The sequence below is a fragment of the Pasteurella testudinis DSM 23072 genome, from assembly GCF_900176075.1.
Classification (GTDB): domain Bacteria; phylum Pseudomonadota; class Gammaproteobacteria; order Enterobacterales; family Pasteurellaceae; genus Chelonobacter; species Chelonobacter testudinis.
The window spans coordinates 17,293-26,939 of the sequence record NZ_FWWV01000009.1 but is presented as its reverse complement, the minus strand read 5'-3'; the positions used below and the strand labels follow the sequence as shown (position 1 = coordinate 26,939).

Annotated in this window: 20 protein-coding genes; 13 read left to right on the top strand and 7 right to left on the bottom strand. The window is 40.8% G+C overall.

The genetic code is table 11. The features are described 5' to 3' along the window. Positions 1 to 12 precede the first annotated feature (12 nt). The 4 genes from B8880_RS05185 to B8880_RS05170 are packed head-to-tail and all read right to left on the bottom strand — an operon-like array spanning position 13 to position 1,681. Positions 13 to 216, bottom strand: coding sequence for an excalibur calcium-binding domain-containing protein (locus B8880_RS05185; RefSeq protein ID WP_084256558.1), 204 nt, complete (start codon positions 214 to 216; stop codon positions 13 to 15). 43 nt (positions 217 to 259) lie between these two features. Continuing rightward, positions 260 to 853: a hypothetical protein gene (locus B8880_RS05180; protein WP_084256557.1), complete on the bottom strand. Its 594-nt coding sequence runs from the start codon at positions 851 to 853 to the stop codon at positions 260 to 262. An 8-nt stretch (positions 854 to 861) separates the two neighbouring features. Continuing rightward, complete coding sequence (locus B8880_RS05175) at positions 862 to 1,254, bottom strand: hypothetical protein (RefSeq protein ID WP_084256556.1); 393 nt, start codon at positions 1,252 to 1,254, stop codon at positions 862 to 864. Between the two features lies 1 nt (position 1,255). Further along, positions 1,256 to 1,681, bottom strand: coding sequence for a helix-turn-helix domain-containing protein (locus B8880_RS05170; RefSeq protein ID WP_159460722.1), 426 nt, complete (start codon positions 1,679 to 1,681; stop codon positions 1,256 to 1,258). 132 nt (positions 1,682 to 1,813) lie between these two features. On the opposite strand from B8880_RS05170, the gene B8880_RS05165 reads away from it, so the two are divergent. Continuing rightward, positions 1,814 to 1,993, top strand: coding sequence for a hypothetical protein (locus B8880_RS05165; RefSeq protein WP_084256554.1), 180 nt, complete (start codon positions 1,814 to 1,816; stop codon positions 1,991 to 1,993). Positions 1,994 to 2,123: 130 nt separating this feature from the next. Here the strand turns inward: B8880_RS05165 and B8880_RS14380 are convergent, their stop codons facing one another. Further along, positions 2,124 to 2,387, bottom strand: a complete 264-nt coding sequence (locus B8880_RS14380) for a hypothetical protein (protein WP_159460721.1) — start codon at positions 2,385 to 2,387, stop codon at positions 2,124 to 2,126. A gap of 57 nt (positions 2,388 to 2,444) precedes the next feature. On the opposite strand from B8880_RS14380, the gene B8880_RS05155 reads away from it, so the two are divergent. After that, positions 2,445 to 2,783 carry a hypothetical protein gene (locus B8880_RS05155; protein WP_084256553.1) on the top strand — a complete coding sequence of 113 codons (339 nt, stop codon included), beginning with the start codon at positions 2,445 to 2,447 and terminating at the stop codon, positions 2,781 to 2,783. Positions 2,784 to 3,041: 258 nt separating this feature from the next. On the opposite strand, the gene B8880_RS05150 is transcribed toward B8880_RS05155, so the two are convergent. Both B8880_RS05150 and B8880_RS05145 read right to left on the bottom strand, forming a co-directional pair. Then, entirely contained in the window at positions 3,042 to 3,470 is a 429-nt protein-coding gene (locus B8880_RS05150; protein WP_115306414.1) for a hypothetical protein, read from the bottom strand. Between the two features lie 79 nt (positions 3,471 to 3,549). Continuing rightward, positions 3,550 to 3,855: a hypothetical protein gene (locus tag B8880_RS05145; protein WP_084256552.1), complete on the bottom strand. Its 306-nt coding sequence runs from the start codon at positions 3,853 to 3,855 to the stop codon at positions 3,550 to 3,552. 101 nt (positions 3,856 to 3,956) lie between these two features. On the opposite strand from B8880_RS05145, the gene B8880_RS05140 reads away from it, so the two are divergent. From B8880_RS05140 to B8880_RS05095, 11 genes are all read left to right on the top strand, one after another. Next, a complete protein-coding gene (locus B8880_RS05140; RefSeq protein ID WP_084256551.1) occupies positions 3,957 to 4,205 on the top strand; it encodes a hypothetical protein in 249 nt (82 codons plus the stop codon). A gap of 101 nt (positions 4,206 to 4,306) precedes the next feature. After that, positions 4,307 to 4,564 carry a hypothetical protein gene (locus B8880_RS05135; protein WP_084256550.1) on the top strand — a complete coding sequence of 86 codons (258 nt, stop codon included), beginning with the start codon at positions 4,307 to 4,309 and terminating at the stop codon, positions 4,562 to 4,564. Between the two features lie 2 nt (positions 4,565 to 4,566). Continuing rightward, positions 4,567 to 4,839, top strand: coding sequence for a hypothetical protein (locus B8880_RS05130; RefSeq protein WP_084256549.1), 273 nt, complete (start codon positions 4,567 to 4,569; stop codon positions 4,837 to 4,839). Then, complete coding sequence (locus B8880_RS05125; protein ID WP_084256548.1) at positions 4,836 to 5,030, top strand: hypothetical protein; 195 nt, start codon at positions 4,836 to 4,838, stop codon at positions 5,028 to 5,030. The genes B8880_RS05130 and B8880_RS05125 overlap by 4 nt, the downstream gene beginning before the upstream one ends. Positions 5,031 to 5,033: 3 nt before the next feature. Continuing rightward, entirely contained in the window at positions 5,034 to 5,159 is a 126-nt protein-coding gene (locus tag B8880_RS14750) for a hypothetical protein (protein WP_260337770.1), read from the top strand. Next, complete coding sequence (locus B8880_RS05120) at positions 5,159 to 5,449, top strand: hypothetical protein (protein ID WP_084256547.1); 291 nt, start codon at positions 5,159 to 5,161, stop codon at positions 5,447 to 5,449. Before B8880_RS14750 ends, B8880_RS05120 begins: the two co-directional genes overlap by 1 nt. 1 nt (position 5,450) lies before the next feature. Then, positions 5,451 to 5,777, top strand: coding sequence for a hypothetical protein (locus B8880_RS05115; protein WP_084256546.1), 327 nt, complete (start codon positions 5,451 to 5,453; stop codon positions 5,775 to 5,777). A 2-nt stretch (positions 5,778 to 5,779) separates the two neighbouring features. After that, the gene (locus B8880_RS05110; RefSeq protein WP_115306415.1) at positions 5,780 to 7,918 is read left to right on the top strand and encodes a replication endonuclease; all 2,139 of its coding nucleotides are present in this window, start codon (positions 5,780 to 5,782) and stop codon (positions 7,916 to 7,918) included. Beyond that, positions 7,915 to 8,313: a hypothetical protein gene (locus B8880_RS05105; protein ID WP_084256545.1), complete on the top strand. Its 399-nt coding sequence runs from the start codon at positions 7,915 to 7,917 to the stop codon at positions 8,311 to 8,313. The genes B8880_RS05110 and B8880_RS05105 overlap by 4 nt, the downstream gene beginning before the upstream one ends. Positions 8,314 to 8,329: 16 nt before the next feature. Next, on the top strand, positions 8,330 to 8,578 hold the full coding sequence (locus B8880_RS05100) for a hypothetical protein (protein ID WP_084256544.1): 249 nt from the start codon (positions 8,330 to 8,332) through the stop codon (positions 8,576 to 8,578). A 2-nt stretch (positions 8,579 to 8,580) separates the two neighbouring features. Beyond that, the gene (locus B8880_RS05095; RefSeq protein WP_084256543.1) at positions 8,581 to 9,645 is read left to right on the top strand and encodes a DNA cytosine methyltransferase; all 1,065 of its coding nucleotides are present in this window, start codon (positions 8,581 to 8,583) and stop codon (positions 9,643 to 9,645) included. Positions 9,646 to 9,647 lie beyond the last annotated feature (2 nt).

The following is a 9,647-nucleotide window of genomic DNA, read 5'->3' as shown; positions in this document are numbered from 1 at the left end:
ATCACTAATACATCACTTCCGACAAACATTCTCACAGGGTATGCCGTCGTTATCGCGATCTAAACGCCCGATACCGCACTTATTCAAATAATATTTTGCTTCGGCGCAGGAACTCATATGCTTGCAATATTTACCACGTCCTTCATCACAGGAATACTTTTCTGCGGCAAGTAATGGCATTGCGGAAAAAAGCATAATAAATAATAGTTTTTTCATGTTATTTCCCTGTTTTTCGTTATTCTTAAATAAACGGCACTAACTATTTATTAATTAAAGCAGATAAAACTTGTTTATGTTGTTTTCCGGTTGCTAATGACATAAAAAGATCTGACGGACTTAACCCGACAAAGGTATATTCAGCATTTGGATCTAAAGAAATTAGATCATCGAATGACCGCGCATTGCTAAACTGTTGTAATATTCTTAGGGCTTTTTGTCTTGTTATTTTCGCTTGTATCGTTGCGCCAAAAGGTTTTCTGGATTCAGCATAAATCGGCGTGATACTTAAATCTATGCTATCCACATCGCTATGAATAAAAGTGCGGTACACATGAAAAATAAAATGTGATTCGATAACTCCCTCTGCAAATTCTGCCGTAGCACGATCAGGGAATAAATTAAATGCCTGCACTTTTAATGGTGATTGGGAAATAATTTTTAATGTACGATCGTCTTCAAAATATTCACCGCTAGTTTCTTCAAAAACAGCTTTGATCGAATCAAATTGCACAACCCCATTGGCATTTTTAGTAAAAGGCACTTCGATAGTAGTTTCAGGTTGCTGCGCTTTGAGGGCAGCTTGTGCAGTTATGCTAAATAATACGATGAAAGGGAGTAATAAAAATTTTTTCATAATATTCCCTAGAGCATTTTTATATAATTATCATTCATATATTTAGTGTTTACTTCATCAGAAGTAAGTTTCCAAATATCTAAACACTCTTCAATCCCACCTTTAAAAATATAGCCTTGCAAGCCAAATTTATTTGTCATGGCAACCTGTTTTATATTTAGCTTTTTCCAGTCGGAAATATTTTGATTTACGCTACTACAAAAAGAGGAATTAATTGTGTTTTTTAACGCGTCGACAGTGATTTTATTACGATCTAATTTTATCCAAAGCGTATCATCTTCAATCGTAAGTTCAGCTATCTGAAGCCCTTTAAAATCTTTTGCTAATTTATTGGGCAATGACGATGAAAACCCATACGGAATATAAAGGGCTATTGCAAGAACAAATATTAATTTTTTCATCTTATTTTTTCCTTTTGCCAAAATGCTGTGTAATCGGCTTGGTAATTGAATCTGTCATAACACCAATATTCGTATTATCGTTGAAAATATTTTTACCACCTACCGCACTTTTCCCCAATCCGCTTAACAAGCCAATCGCCTCAAGTTTCTGCTTATCATCAAGGTTACTAAATGCAGTAAGCATCATCTGTTCTGCAACCCCTAATTGTGGTGCAGAATTTTCTTTTCCAAACATAAGCCAGTCCATAGATAAATTGTGCTTATCAACAAAACTGATCAATGTTTCTAACGGAATACTATTGTTCTTTTTCCAATTTGAAAAAGTCGTTGTTTTTGCAAACAGATAACCAGCCAAATCCTTGTCAGTTTTGACCTGAACGATATTTTTCATTCGTTCCAAGACAGCCTCAACATTTAGTTCTCGCATAATAAAATCCATAAAAAATGAAAATTGTTGTTGAAAATCCATTTTTTTGGTATAAAATACCATATAAATGATTAATTCATCATTAATCTAATGATAGATAGAAATTTACCAATAAATCAGGGAGTTGTCTATATGACAAAGCGTGAGCGATCTCAAACTTTAGGCAGAAAAGAAAATGTGCATGTGAAACTGCGCCCGGACGAATTAGCCGTGTTGGACGTGGAAATGAAAAAAAATTTGCTGGATTCACGTTCAGCCATGGCAAGAACGCTGATCATCGAAGCCCTACGGGCGCGCGGTGTGGCGATTTAACGAAGTAACTTAATCAATTAACTAAGGTGGTGTGTGGTGTGTAAGGAAAAAACAAACCCTGAATTAACAGGGTCTGCAACCGGTAAATTTTTTATTCAGCAAGATGAAAACGGCAAATACCGTATTTCGTTTACGCTGTTTGATTTGGGGACAGGTGTAGAACGGCTTCAAGCAAATCAAACAATGCTTCAATCTCTTCTGCTTGATCTTCATCAAGGTCGAAATTGTTTAAGTGTTGGTCGCGTGTACGTTGATACATCTCATGCAATTGCGAACTCTGCGCTGAAGTCATTGTGTTTTGAAATAGCTCAAGCACAAGACGAGCCGCTGCAAGCCGATGAGCCATCTGTTGGTTCTCAACTGTCAGTTCAATAATTTCATCTTCATTGGTCATAACGTTTTCCTTTTGGTTGTGATGGAGAAGTGAGTATAACAAATTTGAGGATAGATTATGGATTTAGCGACAGCAAAAAGCATTTTAGATCTGTTTCCTGACGATTTCGAAAATTTTGAATTATCCAAAGAAAGAATAGAAGCGTTGGGATATGACTTTTCAAAAAAAATTATGAGCAAGCAATTTGAATATATTTTACTAATGTTAAGCATTTGCATTATATGTTGTTGTGATCAACTTGATAATGATCAATTAAAAAAAGCGCTCGTTATTTGCGATTTTTTTTGCTTAGGTTTTACAAAAAGAGTGGCTAATAAGGAAGCTAATAAAAAAGTAACCGCAGCAGATAAATTGGATATTCAATATATAGACAGTGAGAGTAGATTTTTGCACTAATTTTGATAAGAAAATGAGGTATGTGATGTGTGACCAGTGTAAAAAATGCCCGTCTTGTGGCGGGCAGCAAAGAAAGCGAAATCCTATGCAAATAGTCGCTCAAGCAACGCAGGCAGTTGCGGATGAAGCTCCAGTTCTGGCGGCGCAGCTGCGACAGTTTGGGCGAGCGGTGTGGCGATTTAACGAAGTAACTTAATCAATTAACTAAGGTGGTGTGTGATGTTTCAGCACGAATTAAAGATAGTCATTGTATTGCTACTATTGAATGTGATTATCAGATCCCCTGATTTGATTGAAATGCTGGTTAGATTGTTTAAGCAATTTGGGTAACAGAATTATACCAAGTGCATAAAAAAGGGTTTTAAGCTCAAGATATTGTTGGATTGCGTCATCTGGATTATCACTGAAATTAAAATGTAGCTGCTGTAGTTCAGATTGGCTAAATCCGCCAAGTGCGAATGCAACAATACAAATAGCAAGTAGGTAGTAAGTTTGCAATTGGGCTGTAGCCTGTTTTGAGTATTTTCTGTTTGTTTTATAGACGATAAAGCCAATTAAGATAAGTGCATAAATACCAAAATATTGCAGGTAAAAATGCCTTTCGGGAATGAGAATTAAATGCCGATATGACATCACCATCAATATTAAGAAAACATAACCGACATAATCAACTATATCATTTTTCATAAAATCACTATTCAGAGGTGTGTAATGTGTAATAAAAACCAAGATAACAATAAATGCCCGTCTTGTGGCGGGCAAGTTATTATTGATGATTTTGAAAAAACTTGTCAAAAACCTGCTGAAACTCAACCTGCATATCTGGATTATCAGCGCACATTGCTAAGAAATTCAGGGAAACACTGTCTTGTAGGCGCTTTGCTTGAACGGTGGAAGATTCAGAAAGCAGCAAACACAGCATTTGCAAAATCACTTGCGTTGCTTCCAGTTGATAATCTTGGCGTTCAAGCAGATTCACCAAGTCAAAATTCTGCGCTGCCAGATCTTCAATCTGTGCTTGCAAATCTTCAATCGTTACATTTTCGGCTGTATCAGCATTATGTTCATTCATCGGGCGACCTCACTATTTTTACCGGGTTAATTGAATCGGGTGAAGACTATATTAGAGGATTGCAGAATTTGATCAACTCAAAATCAAAGGGGCGTGAATAAATGGCAAATATCGATCACATATGTCTGAACTGCGGCAGCCGTAATCAGCGGGTGCGCACGTCGCAAAAAGTGGGAATGCGCACGATTAATGTGCTGCTGATTTGCAACAACTGCGGTGCGAAAAATCATGTGCTGTCGGAAATCTATAAGCTGGAAACGCCGATTTACAACGAGCGGCAAGAGGCATTAAGCATCAATAAGCCGTTGTTGCAGGTTGACCCGAATCAGCAGGATTTGCCACTGGAATAAACCACTAATTTTCATTTTTTAACCGAGCCATCGGCGGACTTTCTCAATTTCGAGAAATTTTGCCGAGGGATTTTTGCAACCTAAAAACAGGAATTTGAACAATGATTAAGCAGAAAAACCATAAGAAAGTGACAGCCTACGGCAAAAAGCGGGTGAATTTGTTTGAGCTGGAACAGCGTGTGACCGCACTTGAGAATGCGGCAAAACGGCAAGGGCGGGTGAACGGTCATCAATATCGTGTGAATGCCAATGTGAACCTGTTGTTGGATTTGTTGGAAGAAAAAATCACAGAACTGCAGCAGCAACAAAAGCCAAAACGCACTTTTTTGCAGTGGCTGTTGATGAAGTTGGGGCGGTAACGATGACTATGCAAACGGTGGCGTTAAATGATTGGGGTGGTTTGCGTGCGCCATTGGCCGCAGCGCACATTGAAAATTTGCGTTGCCGTTTGGCAAAAATTACACCGTCGGAACTGAAATGGTGGTGTGAGCGTTCGGGATTGGAAAGCGAAAGCCGTTTCGGGCAGGTGCGCACCGCCGACAGTTTTAGTTATGCCGAGTTAATGCAGATCGAGAAAACGCAAAAAATGGTTGAGCGTATGAGCAACAGATTAAAAACAGGGGTTGTGGTATGAAATCAGATTATATGTGGCATTTGGAATGTGGTGAGGTGTTCACTCGTCGTTATCAGCAACTGTTCAGCAAATTTGTCGCAATGAAAAAGGCAAAAAAGGAACAAGAAGCGGCATTTATTTTTGGGGAATTAGTTCATGCCGTGGAAGAGGTGAAGCGGCATACCGATTTAGCAGTGCAATTAAGGGGGTAGCAAATGGATTTATTAATCAATATCGGCATTTTGGCGTTGATTATTACGGGCGCAGTGTATTGTGCATTCGGGTTGTTAGTGTTGGCATATTTTGTGCGCTGCACGATTGATGAAATGAGGGGCAAATAATGGAAGTGATTTTAGGCTGTGGTGCGCAAGTGCGGGTGACAAAAAAGGGTAATCAATTTGTCGCTGAAGAAGTGTTGTTTCAACAGGGCGAAGAATTGTGTGATCCAATCGGTAAACCGGTTGATTCGGTCGAGGCGCTGTTAAGCGTGTTGTGTCTGTTTGCGTTGACGACTTATGAGCAGTTGAGCGTCAGCGAAATGCAGCAGGTGATCAGCGAAACGGCGGCGACGTTACGCGAATATCACGAGTTGAATTGTGAGTATTTGGCGAGTTTGGAGCAAGGAGTTTGATATGAATATTAATACTGTAGATTTGAATATTAAAAAAATCATTTCTGAAATTATTATTTACTCAATAATGTTAGGCTTGTTATTTTTTGGAAATGAGGGATTAAAAATATTTGCATTAATTATAGCTTCATTTTTAGGTTTCATGGCTCTTATTGGTGCAATTTTTAAACTTGACCGTGATATTTATAGCAAGCCATATTGCATTTTTGATTTTATTTTAAATATATTATTCAGTGTAACTCTAGCTTATTTAAACTTTCCAATTGTTGCCGGAATTTATTTTATTGGTTTTTTCTTTTTATTTGCTGTTCGTTTTCAGGGTAAATAATTATGCAAACCCAGCAGCAAATGTGTTGGCAAGCGGAACGTGATGCAAATATGGCGGCAAATGCCGCCTATTTGGCAGAAACGCAAGCCTTGCGTGCGGCACCGCCGCAACCGTATCAACCGCCTGCGCCGGACGGTTTGAGAATGCAGCAGTTGGAGTTGTTTAACTTCAATGACGAGCTGTTTCCGTTTGTTAATCAGTATATCGCCGGTATGCCGGATTACTTGTCGAAGTATTTCGTCAAACGCTATATGCGCATTTTTTCAAGTGCGGTCAATCAAGGCATGGGGCGGCGTGAGGCGAATACATGGATTCGCACAACCATGGAAAAAGGCATTCTGCACCGTTTGGAAAACGTGATGAAACGTTATCCCAGTGCGGTTGCAGTGAACTATCCGAAATTTGGGCGGGTGATTGGTTTAGATGAATTTTCAGATGAACAGGTTGAAAATTCATCTAAGACTATCGCCCATGAAGTGAAATTCTTGGTCAATGAATTTCAGGAAAAATACATTGAGAAGCGCGCCGGTACGATTGATGATGAAAACGAAATTCAGCAGATTATCAATGCGTTATATCAGAAAGTTGCTTATTACACACTACAACAAGGCGTAACGCCACCGCATTACGACACTTTTCAAAAAGGCTTATTGGACGATAAGCGCATGGATACCGCACTTTTAAAAATGCAAAGTCAATCTTGGTGGCACAGCCGCTTGTTGCGCTTGCGCAATGTGATCCAAGAACACGCTTGCATTGCCGTGGGTCAAGTACAAAAAAAAGCTTCGCCTTATGTCAGCTATCAAACGTTGCAACGCTGGAAAGAACAGAAACGCAAGAATCGTGAATTCTTCAAGCAGATGGAGCTAGTCAATGTTGATGATGACAGCGAGCGCATCGGCTTAGACGAGATGTTTTATAAAACCGTTTCGAATCCTGCAGTACGCCGTTGTGAATTAATGGTGCGTATGCGCGGTTTTGAAGAAACTGCGAAAGTGTTCGGCTATGCCGGTGAGTTTTACACGCTGACGGCGCCGAGTGCTTATCATGCAGTACATTCACAAGGCGGCTTTGTCAAAAAATGGAACTTCTCAAGCCCGATTGATACCCACCGCTATTTGTGCAATGTGTTTGCCCGTGTGCGCTCCAGTCTTGACCGCAAAGGGGTGAAGACATTCGGCTTTCGGGTGGTTGAGCCTCACCACGACGGTACACCGCACTGGCACTTATTGTTATTCATGGAGCAAGAACACGTTCAGATTGTGCGCGATACATTCCGGCACTATGCCCTGCTTGAATGCCCCGACGAGCTGGGCGCAGCGGAACACCGTTTCACCGCAACAGGTATTGACTGGGATAAAGGGTCGGCAACTGGCTACATCGCAAAATACATTGCGAAAAATATCGACGGCTACGCCTGCGAAGACGACAAAGACGAAGAAACCGGCGAAAGCCTGCGTGATATGGCGAAAAACGTTTCTGCGTGGGCGAGCCATTGGCGTATTCGTCAATTCCAACAAATCGGCGGTGCGCCGGTGACGGTGTGGCGTGAATTACGTCGCAAACACGGTGAGCCGGTGAACGGCGATCAGTCACTTAGCGAGCTGATTACAGCTGCCGATGTGGGAGATTGGCAACAGTATATCAACTTGCAAGGTGGCCCGTTTGTGAAGCGCAACGAGCTGCAAGCCCGCACCGCTTACGAAGACCGCAAGCCAAATCAATTCGGTGAAATCAGCAAGAAAATTATCGGTTTCTTTAATCAGAAACTGGCTTCTTGCCCAATTCTCACGAGATTAAAACAGTTTCAGTTAGTCAAGAAAACGGCGCAACCGGCACAAGCTACCGAGCGTAGCGAGGCTAATATTAGCGCACGCAGTGCGCCTTGGAGTTCTGTCAATAACTGTACGGAGCAAAAAATAAGCGATTCAGGGATTGACAGCAGAATGGATCTCAATTTAGGCATATCGGCCCGATTATCGAGCTTGATAAGCAAAAAAATCGGTTGGATTTTGAACAAAAAAATTCGGCTGACGGAAGAACAACTGCATGAACTGGATAAAAACGGTGAAGTGCGGTTGAACAACGGGCGGATTTTGTCCGCTGAATATGGGGAAATTAGGTTTAAGGGGGATAGATGAACCGATATTTGGTGCCGATAAATAAAACGGCTGCGTTAGTTGTATCAAAGGGGGTGCATTTTGAAGTTGAAAACTCCAACCATGACGAATTTAAAAAATCACCCTATCCGACATGGAAGAAAAGACCAAGTTCTTTATTTCATAATTCCGATTTTGAGGATTTAACCGGAAGAAAGCAAGGAAAGTTAACTGTTATTGGATTGCTGAAAGGCGTTTATAACAAATGGGTCTGTCGTTGTATTTGTGGAAATTACACATTGCGCAGAGCCAAAGCGATTAGAAATATTAATAATAAGTTTGATTGTTGTGGTGAGTGTCGAAAGTTGGCGCAAGTAAAACGAAATTATGTTTATAAAACAACTGGGAAAGATCAGGATATTAATAATTTTTATTAATTAACGAGGGTGAATTATGGAAAACATTAAACAATTATTGAACGAAAAAGAAAAAACGCATGAAAATTTTGCAGTTGCGGCGATTGATTTTGAGACATTGCAGATGGTTATTTATGACGCAGAGAATTTAAGTACCAGTCATAAATATGCGCTAAACATGATCATGCTAAATATCACCCGAATTATACACGGTGATCCAAGTCAGCAAGACCATTGGCGCGATATTGCCAGTTATGCGTTGTTAGGTGGGGAGCTTCGGGGTTAGGAATGAATAAATTTACTTATGGATCTGTTTGTTCGGGCATCGAAGCTGTCAGTGTGGCTTGGCACGATTTTGCACAACCTTTGTGGTTTTCGGAAATAGAATCATTTTCGTGTGCCGTATTGGCGCATCGTTTCCCTGATGTGCCGAATATCGGCAATATGTTGGGCGTTGCAGAGCAAATTTTATCGGGTCAGTTACCTGCTCCAGATGTACTTGTCGGTGGCACGCCTTGCCAAGCGTTCAGCGTAGCCGGAAAACGTGGAAGCCTTGACGATGATCGAGGAAGTTTAACACTTGAATTTGTCAAGATTGCCGATGCTATAGATAAAGTGCGGCTGAGAAAAAGATTATCACCGTGTATGATTTTGTGGGAAAACGTGCCGGGCGTATTAAATACTAAAGATAATGCGTTTGGCTGCTTACTTGGGGGATTAACTGATTATGAGCCGTTACGAGCAACAGGGAAAAAATGGGCAAACGCTGGTGTTGTGCTTGGAGAAAAAAGAAATGCAGAGTGGCGGATTCTCGACGCTCAATTTTTCGGCGTGCCACAACGACGCAAAAGAGTGTTCCTTGTCGCAAGTGCTAGAAAAAAACGTGGCGGGGAAATACTTATTGAGCGAAAAGGCGTGCAAGGGAATATTGAATCGGGCAGAAAAACGCAACAGGATATTGCCGCCTTTACTGAAAGCCGCTTTGCTCAATTCAAACACACAAACATAGCCGGAACGGTTAGATCGTCAGGCGGAACGATGGGCTATGGTTCTGAAACGATTGTTGTACATGGCACACAAGATCCGATTATCGGTATAAATAGAGCGCATTGCTTGGGCTGCAACGGCGGTAAAGAAAATGTAATTTATACAGCTCAACAATTACGGCGATTAACACCAATTGAGTGTGAACGATTACAAGGATTCCCCGATGATTGGACTAAAATTCCTTATCGGGGAAAGCCTGTAGAAAATTGTTTGGATTCACCGCGTTACAAGGTGATAGGCAACAGCATGGCAGTGCCAGTCATGCGTTGGATTGGCAAACGGATTCAAAATTTTTTAGGAGTTTAAAT

Excerpts from the sequence above, each read along its gene's own strand:
- B8880_RS05105 (WP_084256545.1), top strand. The coding sequence starts at position 7,915 with ATGAACCGATATTTGGTGCCGATAAATAAAACGGCTGCGTTAGTTGTA.
- B8880_RS05150 (WP_115306414.1), bottom strand. The coding sequence starts at position 3,470 with ATGAAAAATGATATAGTTGATTATGTCGGTTATGTTTTCTTAATATTG.
- B8880_RS05115 (WP_084256546.1), top strand. The coding sequence starts at position 5,451 with ATGAATATTAATACTGTAGATTTGAATATTAAAAAAATCATTTCTGAA.
- B8880_RS05165 (WP_084256554.1), top strand. The coding sequence starts at position 1,814 with ATGACAAAGCGTGAGCGATCTCAAACTTTAGGCAGAAAAGAAAATGTG.
- B8880_RS05130 (WP_084256549.1), top strand. The coding sequence starts at position 4,567 with ATGACTATGCAAACGGTGGCGTTAAATGATTGGGGTGGTTTGCGTGCG.
- B8880_RS05175 (WP_084256556.1), bottom strand. The coding sequence starts at position 1,254 with ATGAAAAAATTAATATTTGTTCTTGCAATAGCCCTTTATATTCCGTAT.
- B8880_RS05145 (WP_084256552.1), bottom strand. The coding sequence starts at position 3,855 with ATGAATGAACATAATGCTGATACAGCCGAAAATGTAACGATTGAAGAT.
- B8880_RS05180 (WP_084256557.1), bottom strand. The coding sequence starts at position 853 with ATGAAAAAATTTTTATTACTCCCTTTCATCGTATTATTTAGCATAACT.
- B8880_RS05110 (WP_115306415.1), top strand. The coding sequence starts at position 5,780 with ATGCAAACCCAGCAGCAAATGTGTTGGCAAGCGGAACGTGATGCAAAT.
- B8880_RS05095 (WP_084256543.1), top strand. The coding sequence starts at position 8,581 with ATGAATAAATTTACTTATGGATCTGTTTGTTCGGGCATCGAAGCTGTC.
- B8880_RS14750 (WP_260337770.1), top strand. The coding sequence starts at position 5,034 with ATGGATTTATTAATCAATATCGGCATTTTGGCGTTGATTATTACGGGC.
- B8880_RS05135 (WP_084256550.1), top strand. The coding sequence starts at position 4,307 with ATGATTAAGCAGAAAAACCATAAGAAAGTGACAGCCTACGGCAAAAAG.
- B8880_RS05155 (WP_084256553.1), top strand. The coding sequence starts at position 2,445 with ATGGATTTAGCGACAGCAAAAAGCATTTTAGATCTGTTTCCTGACGAT.
- B8880_RS05185 (WP_084256558.1), bottom strand. The coding sequence starts at position 216 with ATGAAAAAACTATTATTTATTATGCTTTTTTCCGCAATGCCATTACTT.
- B8880_RS05140 (WP_084256551.1), top strand. The coding sequence starts at position 3,957 with ATGGCAAATATCGATCACATATGTCTGAACTGCGGCAGCCGTAATCAG.
- B8880_RS05170 (WP_159460722.1), bottom strand. The coding sequence starts at position 1,681 with ATGCGAGAACTAAATGTTGAGGCTGTCTTGGAACGAATGAAAAATATC.
- B8880_RS05100 (WP_084256544.1), top strand. The coding sequence starts at position 8,330 with ATGGAAAACATTAAACAATTATTGAACGAAAAAGAAAAAACGCATGAA.
- B8880_RS05120 (WP_084256547.1), top strand. The coding sequence starts at position 5,159 with ATGGAAGTGATTTTAGGCTGTGGTGCGCAAGTGCGGGTGACAAAAAAG.
- B8880_RS14380 (WP_159460721.1), bottom strand. The coding sequence starts at position 2,387 with ATGACCAATGAAGATGAAATTATTGAACTGACAGTTGAGAACCAACAG.
- B8880_RS05125 (WP_084256548.1), top strand. The coding sequence starts at position 4,836 with ATGAAATCAGATTATATGTGGCATTTGGAATGTGGTGAGGTGTTCACT.